The sequence below is a fragment of the Methylopila turkensis genome, from assembly GCF_027922325.1.
Lineage (GTDB): Bacteria > Pseudomonadota > Alphaproteobacteria > Rhizobiales > Methylopilaceae > Methylopila > Methylopila turkensis.
Genome location: NZ_BSFL01000003.1, coordinates 600926 through 620190, shown reverse-complemented (window position 1 = coordinate 620190; position 19265 = coordinate 600926). Strand labels below are relative to the sequence as shown.

The 19265-nt window shown below is 69.7% G+C and carries 22 protein-coding genes; 10 read left to right on the top strand and 12 right to left on the bottom strand.

Translation table 11 applies throughout. The features are described from left to right. Position 1: 1 nt before the first annotated feature. The 8 genes from trpD to pqqA form a co-directional block, all read right to left on the bottom strand. Positions 2 to 1018 carry an anthranilate phosphoribosyltransferase gene (trpD, locus tag PKE78_RS14205; protein WP_271201553.1) on the bottom strand — a complete coding sequence of 339 codons (1017 nt, stop codon included), beginning with the start codon at positions 1016 to 1018 and terminating at the stop codon, positions 2 to 4. A gap of 13 nt (positions 1019 to 1031) precedes the next feature. After that, positions 1032 to 1649, bottom strand: a complete 618-nt coding sequence (locus PKE78_RS14200) for an anthranilate synthase component II (protein ID WP_271201552.1) — start codon at positions 1647 to 1649, stop codon at positions 1032 to 1034. Between the two features lie 78 nt (positions 1650 to 1727). Further along, positions 1728 to 2900 carry a DUF2865 domain-containing protein gene (locus tag PKE78_RS14195; protein WP_271201551.1) on the bottom strand — a complete coding sequence of 391 codons (1173 nt, stop codon included), beginning with the start codon at positions 2898 to 2900 and terminating at the stop codon, positions 1728 to 1730. 138 nt (positions 2901 to 3038) lie between these two features. After that, positions 3039 to 4223: a pyrroloquinoline quinone biosynthesis protein PqqE gene (gene pqqE, locus PKE78_RS14190; RefSeq protein WP_271201997.1), complete on the bottom strand. Its 1185-nt coding sequence runs from the start codon at positions 4221 to 4223 to the stop codon at positions 3039 to 3041. A gap of 74 nt (positions 4224 to 4297) precedes the next feature. After that, positions 4298 to 4579, bottom strand: coding sequence for a pyrroloquinoline quinone biosynthesis peptide chaperone PqqD (gene pqqD / locus PKE78_RS14185; protein WP_271201550.1), 282 nt, complete (start codon positions 4577 to 4579; stop codon positions 4298 to 4300). Further along, positions 4576 to 5328, bottom strand: a complete 753-nt coding sequence (gene pqqC / locus PKE78_RS14180; protein ID WP_271201549.1) for a pyrroloquinoline-quinone synthase PqqC — start codon at positions 5326 to 5328, stop codon at positions 4576 to 4578. Before pqqC ends, pqqD begins: the two co-directional genes overlap by 4 nt. 22 nt (positions 5329 to 5350) lie before the next feature. Further along, positions 5351 to 6298 carry a pyrroloquinoline quinone biosynthesis protein PqqB gene (gene pqqB, locus PKE78_RS14175; RefSeq protein WP_271201996.1) on the bottom strand — a complete coding sequence of 316 codons (948 nt, stop codon included), beginning with the start codon at positions 6296 to 6298 and terminating at the stop codon, positions 5351 to 5353. Between the two features lie 56 nt (positions 6299 to 6354). Then, the gene (gene pqqA, locus PKE78_RS18555) at positions 6355 to 6435 is read right to left on the bottom strand and encodes a pyrroloquinoline quinone precursor peptide PqqA (RefSeq protein WP_128776471.1); all 81 of its coding nucleotides are present in this window, start codon (positions 6433 to 6435) and stop codon (positions 6355 to 6357) included. Positions 6436 to 6710: 275 nt separating this feature from the next. On the opposite strand from pqqA, the gene PKE78_RS14170 reads away from it, so the two are divergent. From PKE78_RS14170 to cimA, 3 genes are all read left to right on the top strand, one after another. Beyond that, positions 6711 to 7277, top strand: a complete 567-nt coding sequence (locus PKE78_RS14170; protein ID WP_271201548.1) for a thioesterase family protein — start codon at positions 6711 to 6713, stop codon at positions 7275 to 7277. A 198-nt stretch (positions 7278 to 7475) separates the two neighbouring features. Then, a complete protein-coding gene (gene cysS, locus PKE78_RS14165; RefSeq protein WP_271201547.1) occupies positions 7476 to 8834 on the top strand; it encodes a cysteine--tRNA ligase in 1359 nt (452 codons plus the stop codon). Beyond that, entirely contained in the window at positions 8831 to 10444 is a 1614-nt protein-coding gene (gene cimA / locus PKE78_RS14160) for a citramalate synthase (protein WP_271201546.1), read from the top strand. The genes cysS and cimA overlap by 4 nt, the downstream gene beginning before the upstream one ends. Here the strand turns inward: cimA and PKE78_RS14155 are convergent. The 4 genes from PKE78_RS14155 to PKE78_RS14140 all read right to left on the bottom strand — a co-directional run bounded on the left by PKE78_RS14155 (position 10432) and on the right by PKE78_RS14140 (position 12646). After that, complete coding sequence (locus PKE78_RS14155; RefSeq protein WP_271201545.1) at positions 10432 to 11112, bottom strand: DUF599 domain-containing protein; 681 nt, start codon at positions 11110 to 11112, stop codon at positions 10432 to 10434. The genes cimA and PKE78_RS14155 overlap by 13 nt on opposite strands. A 31-nt stretch (positions 11113 to 11143) precedes the next feature. After that, positions 11144 to 11581: a DUF1489 family protein gene (locus tag PKE78_RS14150; RefSeq protein ID WP_271201544.1), complete on the bottom strand. Its 438-nt coding sequence runs from the start codon at positions 11579 to 11581 to the stop codon at positions 11144 to 11146. Positions 11582 to 11720: 139 nt separating this feature from the next. Beyond that, positions 11721 to 12143, bottom strand: coding sequence for a hypothetical protein (locus PKE78_RS14145; RefSeq protein ID WP_271201543.1), 423 nt, complete (start codon positions 12141 to 12143; stop codon positions 11721 to 11723). Between the two features lie 47 nt (positions 12144 to 12190). Next, positions 12191 to 12646 carry an outer membrane protein assembly factor BamE gene (locus PKE78_RS14140; protein ID WP_271201542.1) on the bottom strand — a complete coding sequence of 152 codons (456 nt, stop codon included), beginning with the start codon at positions 12644 to 12646 and terminating at the stop codon, positions 12191 to 12193. A 138-nt stretch (positions 12647 to 12784) separates the two neighbouring features. Between PKE78_RS14140 and PKE78_RS14135 the strand changes: the two genes are divergently transcribed. From PKE78_RS14135 to PKE78_RS14105, 7 genes are all read left to right on the top strand, one after another. Beyond that, on the top strand, positions 12785 to 13354 hold the full coding sequence (locus PKE78_RS14135; protein ID WP_271201541.1) for a ubiquinol-cytochrome C chaperone family protein: 570 nt from the start codon (positions 12785 to 12787) through the stop codon (positions 13352 to 13354). Further along, positions 13351 to 13878 (top strand): YceD family protein, encoded by a 528-nt coding sequence (locus tag PKE78_RS14130; protein WP_271201540.1) that lies wholly within the window; start codon positions 13351 to 13353, stop codon positions 13876 to 13878. Before PKE78_RS14135 ends, PKE78_RS14130 begins: the two co-directional genes overlap by 4 nt. Before the next feature lie 154 nt (positions 13879 to 14032). Next, complete coding sequence (plsX, locus tag PKE78_RS14125) at positions 14033 to 15115, top strand: phosphate acyltransferase PlsX (protein WP_271201539.1); 1083 nt, start codon at positions 14033 to 14035, stop codon at positions 15113 to 15115. Beyond that, positions 15112 to 16089, top strand: coding sequence for a beta-ketoacyl-ACP synthase III (locus tag PKE78_RS14120; RefSeq protein WP_271201538.1), 978 nt, complete (start codon positions 15112 to 15114; stop codon positions 16087 to 16089). The genes plsX and PKE78_RS14120 overlap by 4 nt, the downstream gene beginning before the upstream one ends. Positions 16090 to 16224: 135 nt before the next feature. Beyond that, positions 16225 to 16569 carry an integration host factor subunit alpha gene (locus PKE78_RS14115; protein ID WP_271201537.1) on the top strand — a complete coding sequence of 115 codons (345 nt, stop codon included), beginning with the start codon at positions 16225 to 16227 and terminating at the stop codon, positions 16567 to 16569. Positions 16570 to 16589: 20 nt separating this feature from the next. Next, positions 16590 to 17186, top strand: a complete 597-nt coding sequence (locus tag PKE78_RS14110) for a MerR family transcriptional regulator (protein ID WP_271201536.1) — start codon at positions 16590 to 16592, stop codon at positions 17184 to 17186. Between the two features lie 253 nt (positions 17187 to 17439). Beyond that, positions 17440 to 19242 carry an autotransporter assembly complex protein TamA gene (locus PKE78_RS14105; protein ID WP_271201535.1) on the top strand — a complete coding sequence of 601 codons (1803 nt, stop codon included), beginning with the start codon at positions 17440 to 17442 and terminating at the stop codon, positions 19240 to 19242. Positions 19243 to 19265: the final 23 nt, after the last annotated feature.

The following is a 19265-nucleotide window of genomic DNA, read 5'->3' as shown; positions in this document are numbered from 1 at the left end:
GTCAGCCGCCGTTCGACACCCGCACCAGCGCGTCGAGCCGGGAATAGGCGGCGCCGCTGTCGAGCGCGCCGGCGGCGAGCGCCGCGCCTTCCGCCAGCGTCTTGGCCCGTCCGGCGACAATCAGGGTCGCCGCCGCGTTGAGGACCGCGACGTCGCGATAGGCGTTCTTCGCCCCGTCGAGCACGGCGCGCAGCGCGACGGCGTTCGCGTCCGCGTCGCCGCCCTTCAGCGCGTCCGAGGGATGGCGCGGCAGTCCGGCGTCCTCCGGGGTGATCTCGAACGTCGTGACGTGGCCGTCCTCAAGCGCCGCGACCTTGGTGACGCTGGCGGTTGTGATCTCGTCGAGCCCGTCCGAACCGTGCACGACCCAGGCCTTCTCCGCGCCGAGCGTCTTGAGGGCCTCGGCGATCGGTTCGACCCACTTCTCGGCGAACACGCCCACCATCTGGCGCCGTACGCCCGCCGGGTTCGAAAGCGGGCCGAGCAGGTTGAAGATGGTGCGCACGCCGAGCTCCGCGCGGGCGGGGCCCACGTGGCGCATCGCGGCGTGGTGGTTCGGCGCGAACATGAAGCCGATGCCGGCCTCCGCGATGCAGGCGCCGATCACCTCGGGCGAGGCGTCGACGTTGACGCCGAGCGCCCTGAGCACGTCGGCCGATCCGGACTTCGAGGACAGCGCGCGGTTGCCGTGCTTGGCGACGGCCACGCCGCAGCCCGCGACCACGAAGGCCGTGCAGGTCGAGACGTTGACCGAGCCCGCGCCGTCGCCGCCGGTGCCGACCACGTCGACGGCGTCTGCGGGCGCCGTCACCGGCGTCATCTTCGCGCGCATCACGGCGACCGCGCCGGCGATCTCCTCGACGGTTTCGCCGCGCAGCCTGAGCGCCATCAGGAAGGCGCCGATCTGCGCCGGCGTCGCCTCGCCGGACATGATGTGGTCGAACGCCGCTTCGGCCTCGCCGCGCGACAGCGGACGCCCTTCGGCGACATGGGCGATGACCGCCTTGAAGTTCTCCACCGCGCGCCGTCCGTCAGCCGGCGAGGCGCGCGGGATCGCGGCGGGCGGCGTTCCAGGCGCGCGCGGCGTCCAGGAAATTGCCGAACAGGGTCGCGCCGTGCTCGGACGCGATGCTCTCGGGGTGGAACTGGACGCCGTGGATCGGCAGATCGCGGTGCGACAGCCCCATGATCAGGCCGTCGTCGGTTTCGGCGGTCACTTCGAGCACGTCCGGCAGGCCGTCGCGCCGCACCACCAGCGAGTGATAGCGCGTCGCGCGCAGCGGGCCGTTGACGCCGCGGAACACGCCGCGGCCGGCGTGGTTGATGCGCGCGACCTTGCCGTGGACCGGGACCGGCGCGCGCTCGACGATCCCGCCGAACACCTCGCCAATCGCCTGATGGCCGAGGCAGACGCCGAAGATCGGCGTCGTCGCGGCGGCGCGGGCGATGAGCTCGCAGGAGACGCCGGCCTCGCGCGGCGTGCAGGGGCCGGGCGAGATCACGATCGCGTCGGGGCCTTCGGCCAGCACCTCGTCGACGCTCACCTTGTCGTTGCGATGCACGGTGACGGTCGCGCCGAGCGCGCCGATCGCATGCACCACGTTCCAGGTGAAGCTGTCGTAGTTGTCGATCAGGGTGACGGCGGTCATCGCTCTTCTCCGGCGCGCGCAATCAACGCGGGGAGGGCGGCGGCGTCAAGGGCCGCGGCGCCGGAACCGCCAAGCGGATCAGTCCTCCGGCAGACCGGACGGCGCCCGCTCGACGGACGGACCGTCAAGCGGACGGCGCTGCACGTCGCCGCCGCGGGTGATCGGGGCGTCGTCGGTGATGATGACGTCGTTGCGGTTGCGGACGCGGGGCGCCGCCGGCTGCGATCCCGTGGCGAAGGGCGCGTCGGCCGGAGCCTCCTCGGCCGACGCCGGACGTTGCGCGCGCGCCTGCGGGTTCGGGCGCGGCGATTGCCCCGGCGCGGAGCCCGGCCGCGACATCTCGAGCGCCTTCTGTTCGTCGACGACGATGTCGCCCTTCTTGACCGTCTTGTCCTCGACGCCCGCGAGCGCCTCGGCCCAGCTCATGCCTTCCGGCTTGCACGAGCAGCCCGCGACGAACTCCTTGCGGTAGCGGAACGCGTTCTGGAGCTTGGCGTAGGGTTCGCCGTCGACGCTCGTCGCCTGCTCCATCTGCCCGCCGGGATTGGGATAGGCGTAGAGCCGCGCCTCGGCGCCGGGGCAGGTCGCCTCGCAGATGCCCTCGTCGCGCTCGAAGGCGTTGCGGGTGGTCTGGAACGAGATCGGGAAGAAGAAGCCGTCGCAGGTGCGGACGCAGACCGTGCGGAAGGTCGACACCCGCGGCGTCGACTGCGGGTCCATCTCCGGCTCGACGATGGTCTCCTCCTGGGCCGGGGCGTTCCCGCCGCCGCCGAACAGCATCTCGAAGAAGCCCTTGCGCTCCTGCGGGCGCTCGACCCGGCGTTCGACCAGGCGGTATTGCGGGCCGCACTGGTTGCGGGCGAGCGCGAACAGCAGCTCGCGCCGGCGCGGATCGCCGCCGCTCTGCGACGCCTGCTGGGACTGCGACATCAGGCGGTCGAGGTTGACCTCCATCTGCTTGATGCGACGCTGGACGTCCGCGCATTCCGGCGGCGGCGACGAGAACAGGAAGCCGCGGCCGCAGCCCAGACCGCGGGCGTAGGCCTTGGTGCGGTCGAGCTCGTATTGCTGCCGGTTGGCGTCGCGCTCGATCTGGCGGGGGTCCGCGCGGCGCGCGCCGCCCCGTTCGAGCGCCGCGAGCTGCGCCTCGAGCCGCAGGCACTGATCGGAGCCCTGCTGCGCCAGCGCGTCCCCGGTCGCCGCCGTCAGCGCGAGCGCGACGGCTGCGATTGCGACGATCCTCGACCTCATCCGCATCCTTTCAGGCGATTCGACGCCGTCTGCGGCGCCGGCCCCGACCCGTACATACCTTTTCGAGGCCGCTGCGCACAGGGCCGCCGGATTGAGACGGAAGTGAGGATGCGGCCCCGCAGGCGCCGCGCAGGCCGATCAGTTCGGCGGGAGGTCGGCTCCGGACGAGTTCGAGCGCGTGATCTCCACGCGCGGCCCGCCCTTCGCGCCGCCGAAGCTGCGGTAGATGTAGTCGGACTTGCCGGAGTCCGCCGCCTTCAGCGCCAGCGATGTGATCTTGGCGTGATAGGGCGACAGCGAGCAGGCCGGGTCGGCGTTGGCGGGGTCGCCGGTGATCGCGAGCGCCTGGCAGCGGCAGCCGCCGAAGTCGATCTCCTTGCGCGGGCAGGAGGTGCAGGGCTCCTTCATCCAGCTCGTTCCGCGATAGGCCTCGAAGGCGGAGCCATGCTCCCAGATCTCCGACAGGCTTTTCTCGGTGACGTAGTCGAACACGAGATGGGGGATGGTCTCGGCCGCGTGGCAGGGCAGCACCTTGCCCTGCGGCGTGACGTTCAGCGACTGCCTGCCCCAGCCGCCGACGCAGGGCTTCGGACGGCGGGCGTAATAGTCCGGCACCACGGCGTCGATGACGAGCTTGCCCTCAAGCTCCTCGCGCAGCCGCTCCACGGTGTCGGCCGCCTTCATCACCTGCTCGCGCGTCGGCATGAGCATGTTCCGGTTCTCGAGCGCCCAGCCGTAATATTGCGAATGCGCGATCTCGACGCGGCGGGCGCCGAACTCCAGCGCCATGTGCACCAGCGCCTCGATGTTCTCGATGTTGGCGCGGTGGATCACGGCGTTGATCGTGAGCGGAAGGCCGAGCTCCAGCACGTGGCCGGCGAGAACGCGCTTCTTCTCATGCGCGCCCTTCAGCCCCGCGATGCGGTCGGCGTTGTCCGGCAGAGCGTCCTGGATCGAGAGCTGGACGTGATCCAGCCCTGCGTCCGCCAGCTCCTGCAGCTTCTCGCGGGTGACGCCGATGCCGGAGGTGATGAGGTTGGTGTAGAGCCCGACCTTCACCGCATGGGCGGTGAGCTCGACGATGTCCTTGCGCGCCGTCGGCTCGCCGCCGGACAGGTGGAGGTGCAGCACGCCCATGGCGGCGGCCTCCGAGAACACCCGCTTCCAGGTCTCGGTGTCGAGTTCGACCGACCGCTTCTCCAGATCCACCGGGTTCGAGCAGTAGGGGCAGGAGAGCGGGCAGCGGTGCGTCAGCTCGGCCAGCATGCCAAGCGGCGCCGGCGGCGCCACGCGGGTCGCCGAAGCCGGGTTCGGAACGGTCATGTCGTTCATGGACGCTTCTCCCGCGCGCGGGCCTGAAAGCCCGCCCGCCGTTCGGCTGATAGACGGACGCCGCCTCAGCCCAGATCAAGCACGCGCTTGTTCGCGAGATCCGCGAGCATCGCCTTGACGTCGGTCTCGATCGTCTCGCGCGGCGCCGCGTAGGCGGCGGCGAGATCGTCGACGATCGCGGCCACCGTCCGCACGCCGTCGCATCGCTCCAGCACCGCGACCGCGATCGCGTCCGGCTTGAGGACGCGCTCCGGCGCGAGCAGGAGCCATTCGTTCCGCACCTCATCGCGGCGAAGACGCACGCCGCGCGGCAGTTTCGGCACCGCCTCCGAAGCGACCTCGGTCATTCGGCGGCCTGTCGCGCCGCGCCGGCCTCGGCCTGGAACGCGTCCGGCCAGGGCTTCGCGTAGATGTAACCGTGCTCGAGCGCGTCGAGCATCGTCCACAGCATCGAGCACTTGAACTCGAGCGCCGCGATCGCCGCGTCCTGGGCTTCCCGCGTCTTGGCGTGCTCGATGACGTAGGCGAGCGCGAAGTCGCTGTCGCGCTTGGCCTGCACCGGGCGCTTGTTGAAATAGGCCAGCGTCTCCGGCGTGACGTAGTCGTAATGGGCGAGCATGCCCTCGGCGCGGACCTTGATCACCGACGGCGAGAACAGCTCGGTGAGCGACGAGGCGATCGCCTCCAGCAGCGGACGGTCGCGGCAGAACGAGATGTACGATGTCACCGCGAACTTGGTGGCGGGCAGGGCGAGCCGTCCGGACACCACCGTCTCGCGATCGAGGCCGAGGTCGTCGGTCAGCTTCAGCCACTTGGCGATGCCGCCTTCGCCCTCGTGTTCGCCGTCATGGTCGATGATGCGCTGGCGCCATTCGCGGCGGTCGGCGGCGCTTTCCATCCGGGCGAGGATGTGGGCGTCCTTCTGCGGGATGCAGGCCTGGTAGAGATAGCGGTTCAGCGCCCAGGCCTCGACTTGGGTGCGCGAACACTGGCCGGACTGCAGGCGGATCTGGAACGGATGAAGGCTGTGGTACCGCCGGGCGCCGACGTCGCGGAGACGCGCCTCAAGGTCGGCGGGCGAAAGCAGCTCGGGCATTCCGAAAGTCCTCCGCAGATCGTTACGCCGCGGTTGACCCGCGGTCGCCATGGGCGTGACGCGTCCCGGCGGCGTCGCTCAGCGCGACCTCCAGCCCGTCTTCCGAAACCTCCCATCCGGCGGCCTCGACGGCCTGCCGCTGGGGCGAGCCCTCGATCAGGATGGGGTTGGTGTTGTTGATGTGAATGTAGATCTTCCGGCCGACATTCACACCCTTGAATTCTTCCAGAGACCCGCCTGCGCCGGAAAGCGGGACATGGCCCATGCGCCGGCCCGTCTTCACGCCGACCCCGGCGCGCTGCATCTCGTCGTCCTCGAACACCGTGCCGTCGAACAGCAAAGCGTCGGCGCCCTCGACACGGGCGCGAACGTCGTCGTTCACCACCGCGCAGCCGGGAATGTAGACGAGCCGCGACCCACCCTTGCGCACGTCCACGCCGACCGTGTCGCCGCCGACGTCGCCGATCTTCAGGCTCTCCGTCTCCATGTAGAGCGGCACCTTGCCGGGAACGCCGAAGAACTCGATCGTCGTGTCGTCGATCTGGAACGTCGCGCCGAGATCGACCGTGCGGCGCGCGACCACGTCCTTGGCGAGCACGCCGTAGACCGGATTGGCGTCGATGATCGCGGAAATTTCGGAGGTGGCGTAGATCGTGAGCGGCGAACGCTCGCGCAGCGTGATTAGGCCGTCCACATGGTCGACGTCGCCATTGGTCAGCACGACCGACCGGATCGGGCTGTCGCGCAGGCCGCGCGGCTGAATCTGCGGCGTCGCGAGAATCTGCGAGCGAAGATCGGGCGAGGCGTTGAACAGCGTCCAACGGTCGTCGCCGGTCTCGATCGCGATCGAGGACTGGGTGCGGGGCTTGACCCGGGGGTCCCGGTCCCACGCCAGCGCGCACACCGGACAGCGGCAATTCCACTGGGGAAAGCCGCCGCCGGCGGCGGAGCCGAGAACGACGATCCGCAACGTCATGGCGTCAGCCTACGAGACGTTCGTCGATCTCGAAAACCATTCGACTGAGCTCAGAGCTCAGCCGGGGAGTACGACGTCACTTCGAGGCCGACGGGGGTCTCTTCGACGATCGGGGCGGTCCAGATGGCCATTGTAGCCTCCTAAGGGTTTCCTAAGACTTTCACGCTCGGAGCAACGTTCGCACGTTGCTTTGCGCACGTTGGAAGGTAGCTTTGGCGACCTGATTGCGCCAGCGATCGGCGGCTTAAATCTTCGTAATGAAACCGCTTCAATCTCAAGAAACTCTTATGCCGCGCTGCGGCAGGCGCATGCGCGCGGCAGGCCGTCGCCTGTGTTACCAAGGGCGCCGCTTGTTCGTCCCCAGGCTCCGCCTCGACCACCGCATCGCCGAAAGTTCTATCCGCTCATGAATCTCTGGTTGCGCCTGCTGTGGCTGATCGTGACGTTCCGGTTCCGGCCAAAGCTGACGCCGCCCTTCGACGTCTCGAATCTCACCTTCCGGGTCTGGCCGCACGACCTCGATCTGTCCGCGCACATGAACAACGGGCGGTATTGGACCCTGATGGACCTCGGGCGCACGGACATGATCCTGCGGTCGGGGCTCTGGCGCGCGGTGCTCGCGCATCGCTGGACGCCGGTCGTGAGCGCGGGAGAGATCCGGTTCCGCCGCGAGCTGCGGCCGTTCGCGCGCTTCCGGCTCCGCACCGCGATCGCGTCCTGGACCGAGACGCATCTCGTGATCGAGCACCGCTTCCTGGACGAGGGCGACGCCGTGGCGGCGATCGCGCTGGTGCGGGCCGCGCTCTACGACCGCGCCGCCCGCCGCTTCGTGCCGATCCGGGAGCTGATGGCCGAGGTCGGGGTCGTGGCGGAAAGCCCGCCGCCCGCGCCGGAGGTTGAGGCGTTCCTCGCCGCGGAGGACGCGCTGCGCGCCGTCACGGCCGAGGCGCGCGATCCGCAGCTGCCGGCGTAAGGGCCGCGGCCGGGCGTCCCCCGCCGCGATCGCTTGACGCAGAACATTCGCTCAACCATTGTCCCGCGCCATGAAGATCGCGACGTCCCGCATCAACCGGATCGTCATTATCTGCGCTTAAGCGACAGGCTGAGCGCGGCGGTTTTTCTTTGTCGTCAAGAGAACAGCGGCGCCTCCGGCCGACGAGGAGGATGGGGCGTGACTGCGCTCAAGCTGTACAATTCGCTCACCCGGTCGAAAGACGTCTTCACGCCGATCGATCCGCGGTCGGTCCGCATGTATGTCTGCGGCCCGACGGTCTATGACCGCGCGCACATCGGCAACGCGCGCCCCGTCATCGTCTTCGATCTGCTGTTCCGGCTGCTGCGCCACGTCTACGGCGCGGAGCACGTGACATACGTCCGCAATATCACGGACGTGGATGACAAGATCAACGCGCGGGCGGCCGAACGCGGGATCACCATTCGCCAGCTCACCGAAGAGACCGCGAACGGGTTCCATCGGGACGTGGCGGAGCTTGGCGCGCTCAGGCCGAGCGTCGAGCCGCGCGCGACGGAGTTTATCTGCCGCGGCGGCGACGATCTCGACATGGTCAAGCTGGTCGAGCGGCTGATCGCGCGCGGCCACGCCTACGAGGCGGACGGGCATGTCCTGTTCGACGTCGCTTCCATGCCGGCCTACGGGAAGCTGGCGCGCCGCTCCCTTGACGAGATGGAGGCCGGCGCCCGCGTCGAAGTCGCGTCCTACAAGAAGGGCCCGATGGATTTCGTGCTGTGGAAGCCCTCGAAGCAGGGCGAACCGGCATGGGACAGCCCGTGGGGGCAGGGGCGGCCGGGATGGCATCTCGAGTGCTCGGCGATGTCGGCCGCGCTGCTCGGCGAGGTGTTCGACATCCACGGCGGCGGCATCGACCTGATCTTCCCGCACCACGAGAACGAGATCGCGCAGTCGACCTGCTGCTTCGGGCAGGAGCGGATGGCCAATGTGTGGATGCACAACGGCTTCCTGCAGGTAGAGGGCGAGAAGATGTCGAAGTCGCTCGGCAACTTCGTCACCATCCGCGAGGTGCTGGCGGACTGGCCGGGCGACGTCGCTCGTCTCGCCATGCTGTCGGCGCACTACCGGCAGCCGATCAACTGGACGCTGAAGGGGCTCCAGGAGGCGGAGAAGACGCTCGGCGTCTGGTTCGACGCCGCGGCGAGCGACGCCGAAGCGCGCCCGGCGCCTGGCGTAGTGGAGGCCTTGGCCGACGACCTCAACACGCCGCGGATGATCGCCGAGATCCACCGCCTCCGCACGGAAGGCGGGCGCAAGGCGCTCGCCGGCACGTTGGCGTTCCTCGGCTTCCGGCCGGACGTTTACGAGGACTGGAAAACCGAGCGCGCGCCGCAGGCCGGGCTGCCGGTCGAGGAGATCGAGCGCCTGATCGACGCGCGCCTCGCCGCGCGCCGCGAGAAGGATTTCGCCGAGGCCGACCGGATCCGCGACGAACTGCTCGCCGCCGGCGTCACCCTCAGGGACGGCGCCGGAGGCACCACCTGGGAGGTGGCGCGGTGAACGCGCGCGAACGGCTCTACCTGTTCGACACCACCCTGCGCGACGGGGCGCAGACGGCGGGCGTCGATTTCACGCTGCAGGACAAGATCATGGTCGCGCGCCTGCTCGACCGTCTGGGCGTGGACTACGTGGAGGGCGGCTTTCCCGGCGCGAATCCAACGGACACCGAGTTCTTCTCGGCGCCCCGCACCGAGCGCGCGGTGTTCACCGCCTTCGGCATGACGAAGCGGACCGGCCGTTCGGCGGAGAACGATCCCGGTCTTCAGGGCGTGCTGCAGGCCAAGGCCGCGGCCTGCTGCTTCGTCGCCAAGACCTCGGACTTTCATGTCGTCCACGCGCTCGGCGTCACGCTCGACCAGAATCTCGAGCAGATCCGGGACACCGTCCGCGCCGCCGTCGCCGCCGGCAAGGAAGCGATGATCGACTGCGAGCACTTCTTCGACGGGTTCAAGGCGAACCCGGCCTACGCGCTCGCCTGCGTCCACACCGCAAGGGAGGCGGGGGCGCGCTGGGTGGTGCTGTGCGACACCAACGGCGGGACCCTCCCGGACGAAGTCGCGGCGATCGTGCGGGAGGCGATCCATGCGGCGCCGGGCGACCATCTCGGCATCCACGCCCATGACGACATGGGGCTCGCGGTCGCCAACTCGCTGGCCGCGGTCGGCGCCGGCGTGCGCCAGATCCAGGGGACGCTGAACGGGCTCGGCGAGCGCTGCGGCAACGCCAATCTCGTCACGCTGATCCCGACGCTGAAGCTGAAGCCCGATTTCGCCGAGCGGTTCGAGATCGGCGTGTCCGACGAGGGGCTGGCGTCGCTGTCGCAGCTCTCGCGCGCCTTCGACGAACTGGTGAACCGGCCGTCGAACCGCTACGCGCCCTATGTCGGCGCCAACGCCTTCGCGACCAAGGCGGGCATCCACGCCTCCGCGATCCTGAAGGACCCCCGGACCTACGAGCATGTGGCGCCCGAAAGCGTAGGCAACCGGCGCCGCCTGCTGGTCTCGGACCAGGGCGGCAAGTCCAACCTGCTGGCGGAGCTCGCGCGCGTCGGCGTCGAGGTCGACAAGGCCGACCCGCGGCTCGACCTTCTGCTCGCGACGGTCAAGGAGCGCGAGGCGCTCGGCTACTCCTACGAGGGCGCCGAGGCGTCCTTCGCGCTGCTCGCCAAGCGGGCGCTTGGCCGTGTCCCCGACTTCTTCTCGGTCGAAAGCTTCCGCGTGATGGTCGAGCGCCGCCACAACGCCTTCGGCGAGCGGGTGACGGTGTCGGAAGCGGTGGTGAAGGCGATGGTCGACGGCGAGCCCTTGATGACCGCCGCGGAAGGCATCGGCCCGGTCAACGCGCTCGACGTCGCGCTGCGCAAGGATCTTGGCCGGTACCAGCCCTACATCGCCGACCTCAAGCTGACGGACTACAAGGTGCGCATCCTGAACGGCGGCACCGAGGCCGTGACGCGGGTTCTGGTCGAATCGACCGACGGCGACGGCGAGGTCTGGACCACGGTCGGCGTGTCGCCGAACATCATCGACGCCTCGTTCCAGGCGCTCGTGGACAGCGTGACCTACAAGCTGCTGAAGGCCGGCGCGCCGGCGGAAGGTCAGCCGTCGTAGCTCGCAGCCTCGAGCGGCTTCGAGTCGAACTGGCGGCGGTGCAGGATGATGGTGACGACGGTCGTCGTCGCCATCAGCGCCCACGGGCTCGCGAACCATCCGAGATAGGCGAGCGAGAAGAACACGCCGCGCAGGCCGCGGTTGAAGTGGCGGCCGGCCTCGATGTTCATCCGGGCGGCGCGCTCGATCGCGACCGCCGTCTCCGCCATGCCGAGTTCTTCCCGGGGCGGCGTGCAGACGACAAGGATCGAGCAGTAGTTGAACAGCCGGTACGACCAGACGAACTTGAAGAAGGCGTAGACGAGGATGGCCGCCATCCCCAGAACCTTCACGTCGTAGACCTCGCGGGTCATGGCGATGCCGAGCGGCAGATAGGAGAACACCTCGATCGCTTCGCCGCTGGCGCCGAGCGCCGCGAAGCAGCCGCCGACGGCGAGAAGGGTGGTGGAGGCGAAGAAGGCGGAGCCGTTCTGGAGGCCCTGCATCGCGATGGCGTCGGGCATCCGGTTCTCGCGCGCCGCCATGCGCCGCATCCAGTCGCGCCGGCGCGCCTCCATGACCGAATTGAGGCTCGCGGGCGAATGCTCCGACCATGCGAAATGGCCGAACCAGACCAGCAGGAAGTAGGCGATCGCGATCAGGTTCGAGAGGTCGTAGAGCGAGGTCATGGAGCCGGTCCCGGTCGCGCCGTGTTCCCGCTTATAGCAGACCCAGGCTCCTGAGTTCCTGCGCAAGCGCCGCCGGAAGGCCCGGCGCGGCGGCTGCGGCGTCCTCGAGGTCGCGCGGCGCGTCGGCGGCCGCAAGATAGCGCCAGCCCTGGAACGGGCGCCGCGGCGCGGGCCGCACCGGAACCAGCTCGTGAGCCAGCACCAGCTCGCAACGCGTGACGCCGTCCGCGCCCTTGACCGCGCGCAGGTCGAGCAGCGGCTGCCGCGCCAGGATCGCGCCCTTGATGATCCAGTAGAGCGAGCCGCCGTCGAGCAACTCCTCGACGCGCTTCGGCGACATCCGCGTCGTGTGAACGTGCTCCTCCGGCAGGCCGCGCCGGCGCTTCTCCGCCATGCGCTCGTCGATCCACGACGCGAGGTCCTCGACCGAGTCGCAGCCGACGCAGAGCTTTTGCAGATGAAGCGTCATGAGGGAGCCTGACCGTCGGGCGTCGCGCCCGGAGCGCGATCATAGGGCCGGGAGCTGCCCGCGGGCAGGGGCGGGCGCTCGGCGTCCACAGCCCTCAGAGGTTTGGCGCTGAGAGGGTTGGCTTTGAGAGGCCTGGCGCTCAGAGGCCTGGCGCGTACTGCCAGCCGCCGACGGTGAGCCGGTTGCGCAGACCTTCGCACTTCTCGACCGTCGCCCCCGGGATCACCGGAACCCGGCGCCGGTTCGCGCGCGACAGCGCGTCCATGGTCTCGCGGCACGCGACGACCTTGAGGCCGGGGGCGCGCAGGGTCTGCATGTCGCGCTGCACCGTCGAGGTGCCGGGAATGACCAGGATCGCGCCGCGACCGGACAGGATGATCTGGAACTGCCGGCCTCGGCCGCCGCGGACGAAATCGGCGCCCGCGCGCAGGGCGCGCTGGAACGAGCGCGGATCGTGGTTCTCGATGCCGACGAACTGCTTGTCGCCTGGGGCGGCGTTGGCTCCGGGCGACCAAAGGCCGGCGATGGCGAGGCTGGCGAGGACGGCGGCCCGCAGGCGCATGCGGCGGCTCCCGAAAAGCGTGGCGCTGTGCGAAAACGAAGGCGTCTTCACTCGGTGGACAGGATGCCCTTGAGCGCCTGCTCGATGAAGGTCGTCTCCTGGCCGGCGGTCGGCGTGACCTCGCCGATGAAGTCGAACGCGCGACCGTCCTTGAGCCCGTAATTGGCGATTCGCTCGACGCGGCGGTTTTGGTCGAAATAGACCGCGAGCACGCGCTGGTCGGTGACGGTCGGGTTCATGAAGGCCACGGGACGCTTCGTGGTCTGCGAGATGTAATAATAGACCTCGCCCCTCAGCGTCGCGGTCGTCGAGGGCGTGCCGAGCACGACGAGCACCTGCTCCTGGCTCGAGCCGACCGGCACCTGCTGCAGCGAGCTCTCCGAGAGCACGTAGCCCTTCTGCTGCGTCTCCGCGCAGGAGGCGACCGCGAGCCCCGCGCCTGCGACGGCGAGCGCGACGGCTGCGCTGCGGATCGGTCCGCGAACCCGATGCGGCGTGGTCATTGAGAAACCCTCCCCGGAACGCAACACGACAGAGGGCGCGGGCCCCCGCGGCGGGCGGCCCTTCGCCGAGGGTTGCGCCTGCGCCGTGCTTGGCGTACCTCGCGGGAGAGTTCAGTTCAACATGTACGAGCGGTCAGCATGGCCGCGACGGTCGGGACCACGATGGCTTTCGGTCTGTTCGGGCGGCGCGCGCGGCCGGACGCCGCGGCGGCGGACGCGATCTACGCGGGAATCGTGGCGCAGGCGCGCCGTCCCGCGCTCTATCGCGACCTGGGCGCGCCGGACACCGTCGTCGGGCGATTCGAAGTCATCCTCGTTCACGCCGTGTTGTTCTTCCGTCGCGTGAAGGCGTCGCCGGACGCCGCGGGTCGCGCCCAGCTCGTGTTCGACGCCATGGTTCGCGACCTGGACGCCTCGCTCCGCGAGATCGGCGTCGGCGACGTCACGGTTCCGAAGCGCATGAAGACGATGGTCGGCGCGTTCTACGCCCGCATCGAGGCCTATGAGGCGGCGCTCGACCGCGACGACGCCGCCCTTGGCGCCGCGCTTGCCCGCTATGTCTATGGCGAGCCCGACGCGGCGGATCGGGCGGAGGCGGAACGGTTCGCGGCCTATGTCCGACGCGCGGACGCCGCGCTTTCGGCCCAGCCGCTTGCGGAGGTGGTAAGCGCCGGTCCTGCTTTCCCCGAGGTGGAGGAGACCGCATGAGCGCGAATCCCTTGTCCCGCCCGATCCGGGTCGAGACGCTTCCGCCCGAAGGCCTCGAGATCGAGGTGGTGGCGACCGAGGAGGAGCGCGCGGCGCTCGCGGCCGAGAACGACATCCCGTCGATCGAGCGCCTCGTCGCGCATCTCCGGCTGCGGCCCGTGGCGGCCGACGGCGTCGCGGTCGGCGGCCGCCTCACGGCGGCGCTCACCCGCATCTGCGTCGTCACGCTCGAGCCGTTCGAAACCACGGTGGACGAGCCCATCGACCTGCGCTTCGCGCCGGAATCCCATCTGCCGCAGCCGCATCCCGGCGAGGAGGTCGAGATCGGCGCGAACGATCCGCCGGACCCTTACGTCAACGGCGAGATCGACCTCGGCGCCGTCGTGGCCGAATTCTTCGTGCTTGGGCTCGATCCCCATCCCCGCAAACCCGGCGCGACGTTCGCGCTCGACGCCGGCGCGGGCGACGCCGCCTCGCCGTTCGCGGCGCTGTCCCGGCTGAAGCCGGCCGACAAGGGCGACTGACGTCCGGTTGCGGCGACGGGCCAAGGCGGAGGCGCGGGGTCGCGGACGCCGAGGGTTGCCACGGCGCCGCGAACGGCTATGGTCCGCCCCCGCCTGAACCGCCGGGGCTCCCAAGCGCCCTGCGTGATCTAAAGAACGGCCGGTCGCACGCTCTATGACAGAACACGTCCGCATCGCACTCGACGCCATGGGGGGCGACCACGGACCGAGCGTGGTCGTTCCGGGCGCGGCCATCGCGCTGTCGCGAAAGCCCGACACGAGCTTCCTGTTCGTCGGCGACGAGGCGAAGATCGCGCCGTTCCTGGACGCCGATCCGAAGCTGAAGGCCGTCTCCGAGATCCTGCACACCGACATCGCCGTCCGCATGGACGACAAGCCGAGCGTCGCGCTGCGGAAGGGCCGCTGGAAGTCGTCGATGTGGCTGGCGCTCGACGCGGTGAAGACCGAGCGCGCCCACGCCGCCGTCTCCGCGGGCAACACCGGCGCGCTGATGGCGATGTCGCGCTTCTGCCTGCGCATGATGGCCGACGTTCAGCGCCCCGCGATCGCGGCGATGTGGCCGACGCTGCGCGGCGAGAGCATCGTTCTCGACGTCGGCGCGACGATCGGCGCCGACGCCCGCCAGCTGGTCGACTTCGCCGTCATGGGTTCGGCGATGGCGCGCATCCTGTTCGACATCGACCGTCCGACCGTCGGCCTGCTCAACGTGGGCGTCGAGGAGATCAAGGGCGTCGAGCAGGTCAAGGAGGCCGCCCGCATCCTGCGCGAGGAGGCGTTCCCGGCGCTCGACTTCCGCGGTTTCGTGGAGGGCGACGACCTCGGAAAGGGCACGGTGGACGTGGTCGTCACCGAAGGCTTCGCCGGCAACATCGCGCTCAAGACCGCTGAGGGCACGGCGCGGCAGCTTGCGGAGTATCTCCGCGCGGCCATGAGCCGGACCTGGATGTCAAAGCTCGGATATGTGTTCGCGCGCGGCGCGTTCGACACCCTAAGGGAGAAGATGGACCCACGGAAGGTCAACGGCGGCGTGTTCCTCGGTCTGGACGGCGTCGTCATCAAGAGCCATGGCGGCGCCGACGCCGAAGGCTTCGCCTCGGCGGTGGAGGTCGCCTACGAGATGGCCCGCTACGATCTCGTCGAGAAAATCCGGCAGGGCATGGCGCATGAGCGGCCGGGCGTCGCGGCCGCCGTGGCGACGCCCGAGGAGATGGCCCGTCTCGCCGGAGCGACGCCGTGAGCCGCTTGCGTTCCGTGGTGCGCGGCTGCGGCTCGTACCTGCCGGCGGACGTTCTCACCAACGCGGATCTGTCGAAGACCGTCGACACGAGCGACGACTGGATCGTCCAGCGCACCGGGATCCGTTCGCGTCACATCGCGGCGCCGGGCGAGCTGACCTCCGATCTCGCAATCGGGGCGGCCCGCGCCGCGCTCGCCGACGCCGGCATGGAGGCGGGCGAACTCGACCTGATCGTGCTCGCCACCGCAACGCCCGACTACACCTTCCCCGCGACCGCGACGACGGTGCAGGCGGCGCTCGGCATCACCCACGGCTTCGCCTTCGACGTGCAGGCGGTGTGCTCGGGCTTCGTCTACGCGCTCTCGATCGCCGACAAGTTCCTCGTCTCCGGGCAGCACAAGCGGGCGCTGGTGATCGGCGCCGAGACGTTCTCGCGCATTCTCGACTGGTCGGACCGCACCACCTGCGTGCTGTTCGGCGACGGCGCGGGAGCCGTCGTGCTGGAGGCGCAGGAGCAGCCGGGCGCGACCAGCGACCGGGGCGTCATCACGACCCACCTGCGCTCGGACGGACGGCACCGCGGCAAGCTGTTCGTCGACGGCGGTCCGTCGTCGACCGGGGCCGTCGGCCATGTGCGCATGGAGGGCCGCGAGGTGTTCCGGCACGCGGTCGGCATGATCACCGACGTGATCGAGGCGGCGTTCGCGGCGACCGGCGAATCGGCGGAGACGATCGACTGGTTCGTGCCGCATCAGGCCAACCGCCGCATCATCGACGCCAGCGCCCAGAAGCTCGGCATCGCCGCCGCCAAGGTGGTGGTGACGGTCGACCATCACGGCAACACCTCGGCCGCGTCGATCCCGCTCGCGCTCGCCGAGGCGCGCGCCGACGGACGCATCAAGGACGGCGATCTCGTGCTGCTGGAAGCCATGGGCGGAGGCTTCACCTGGGCCTCCGCGCTCGTGCGTTGGTGAGCGATCGCTAAATTTGCGATCGCAGTGTCGTCCGCCACGTTGACCCCGAGGCGGAGCGCACTTAGCCTTCGGCGGCTCTTTCCGTCGAAGTTGTGTGCGACGGCCGGAGCCACAAGATTCAGGGGGAATACGAACATGGCGGGGCGCACGGTGACGCGCGCGGACCTGTGTGAGGCGGTCTACCAGAAGGTCGGCCTGTCGCGCACGGAGTCCGCTGCTCTCGTCGAAATGGTCCTGGGCGAGATCGGCGACTGCCTGGAGCGCGGCGAGACGGTCAAGCTGTCGTCGTTCGGCTCTTTCGTCGTCCGTGAAAAAGGGCAGCGGGTCGGGCGCAATCCGAAGAGCGGGCAGGAGGTTCCGATCCCGCCGCGCCGCGTGATGGTGTTCAAGCCGTCCAACATCCTGAAAAGCCGCATCAACGGCGGCGAACCTGAGGACGAGCCCGAGGTCAAGCCCGCGCGGAAGAACGGCGCGGCGTGAGCGGGGAAGGGCGGCCGAGCATGGAGAAAGGCCCGGACGCGTTTCGCACCATCAGCGAGGTCGCCGACGACCTCGGTCTGCCGCAGCATGTCCTGCGTTTCTGGGAGACGCGCTTTCCCCAGATCAAGCCGATCAAGCGCGGCGGCGGCCGGCGCTACTACCGTCCCAACGACGTCGATCTGCTGCGCGGCATCAAGCACCTGCTCTACGGCGAGGGCTACACCATCCGCGGGGTGCAGCGCATCCTGCGCGAACAGGGCCAGCGCCGCGTCGCGGGCTACGCCGACGGCGGCGCGCCCGCCCCGGACCCGAGCGACGACGAGCCCTATGAGCTGTCGCCCGCGGTCGCGTCCGCTCCTGCGTCCGTCAATCTCGTCGGCGTGCGGTCCGGGCCCGAGATGTGGGCGCCGCAGCGCCGGTTGGCTCCACCGCCGATGGCGGCCACGCCCCGGGCTGCCGTCCCGCCGCCCGAGCCCGAGGACGACGATCCGCCGCAGGCGCCGGCCGCCGTCGCGCCCGAAGCGGCGCCCGCGCTGAGGCCCGACCAGATCCGGCGGTTGCGAGACGCCTTGGGCGAACTCGACGCCTGCCGGCGCCTGCTTGAGGCGAGGCTTTGAGCAAATTCAATCTGTTCCCCAAGGGTGGCGCGTAGACCCGTTAACCGGATAAGAGGGTATCCGAGGGGAGATAAGCTGCATGGGGCGTGTGCGGGCGTTGCGTAACCGGAAGCATGCCGGCGCGGGTGTTGCGCTTCTGGCGTGCATGGCTCTGACGTGGTTGTCCTCCCGAGATGAGGCCAGCGCGCAGGGCCCAGCTCCGGATTCGCCCGCCAAGGCGGCTGCGGCCGCGGTCGTCCCGGGCATCCCCTACGTGACGACGTTCTCCATCGCGGGCGGCGACGCCGCGATCGAGAAGATCGCTTCCGAAACCTCTTCGCTCAAGACGCTCGAGAAGGATCCGCCGCCAGGCCCGCCGGGACTGGTCGGCCGGGCCAAGCTCGACATCGAACGCATTTCCGCGGCGCTGATGGCGACGGGCCGCTACGGCGCGACCGTGGACGTCTCGATCGCCGGCGTGTCGGTGGCCTCGACCTCGGCGCCGGACGTCGCGCAACGGTCGCGGCGGCCGGTGCCGGTCGTGGTCAGGGTCGATCCGGGGCCGGTCTTCACGATCGGGCGGGTCGCCATTCTCGCCGCCGAGCGCGGACACGAGCGTCCGACCCGGATCGAGCCGCGCGAGGTCGGCCTCGTCACCGGACAGCCGGCGCCGTCGGGCGTCGTGTTCGCGGCCGAGGCCAAGATCGTCGACCGGCTGCGCAACGAAGGCTTCCCCTTCGCCAGGGTCGTGAACCGCGAGGCCGTCGCGGACCACGCGCGCAAGCAGCTCGACGTCACCATCAATGTCGCGTCCGGCCCGCGCTCGCCGTTCGGCGAGGTGACCGTCAACGGCACGCGCGAGGTCGATCCGGAGGTGGTGCGCGGCCGGGTCCCGTTCGAGCCAGGCGACCGCTACGATCCGAAGAAGATGATCGAGCTCCGCGACGAACTCGCCAAACTCGACGTGTTCTCGTCGATCCGCGTCAAGGAGGCCGAAGCGCCCGATGCGCAGGGCCGCGTGCCGGTCGTGATCGACGTCGAGGAGAAGAAGTTCCGCTACGTCGGCGCGTCCGCGAAGTACGGCACCACCGAGGGCGTCAGCCTCAACGCCTATTGGGGCCATCGCAACCTGTTCGGCGGCGCGGAGAAGTTCAGGATCGAGGCCGGGTCGTCGCGGCTCATCACCAACGATCCTAAGGACTACGAGTACCATGTCCGCACGTCGTTCGAGAAACCGGGGATCTGGACCGGCTTCGACGATCTGCTCGCCGAGGTCGAGGCGATGCGCGAGCGTCCCGACGCCTATTGGCGCGACGGCGTGCGCGCCGCGGTTGCGATCCGCCGCAGGCTGTCCAGTTCGCTGTCGATCCAGGGCGGCCTCGAGGTCGAGGCGTCCACGATCCGCGACACGTTCGGCGAGAACGATTTCCTGCTGGTCGGCGCCCCGATCGGCGTGACCTTCGACAACACCAACAGCAAGCTCGACCCGACCGAGGGCGTCCGCGCCACGCTGACGGCCGCGCCTTACTTCAACTCGGGGGGCGGTTCGTCGTCTCTCAACATCTTCAAGGGGCAGGTCTCGACCTACTGGAAGTTCGACGACGACGGCCGCTACGTGCTGGCCGGGCGGCTCGGCGCCGGCGCGATCGTCGGTCCCAGCGCGACCGAGGACGTGCCCGCGAACCGACGGTTCTTCGCCGGCGGCGGCGGATCGATCCGCGGCTTCGCCTATCAGAACGCCAGCCCAAAATGCGACTCCCGCCGGCCGACCCCGAGCAAGGCGCTCGACTGCGACGACGATCAGCCGATCGGCGGCCGCAGCCTGCTGGAGGCCTCCGCCGAGATGCGCATCAAGATCACCGACACGATCGGCGTGGTGCCGTTCGTCGACGCGGGCGCGGCGTTCGACAAGGCCTATCCGGACTTCGGCGAGGCGATCCGCGTCGGCGCCGGCATCGGCCTGCGCTACTACACGGCGATCGGCCCGATTCGCTTCGACGTGGCGACTCCCGTCGTCGGCAAGGACAAGAACGACCCCACCGTGGCGTTCTACGTGAGCGTCGGACAGGCGTTCTGACGCGCTTCCGCGAAAGTGGTATC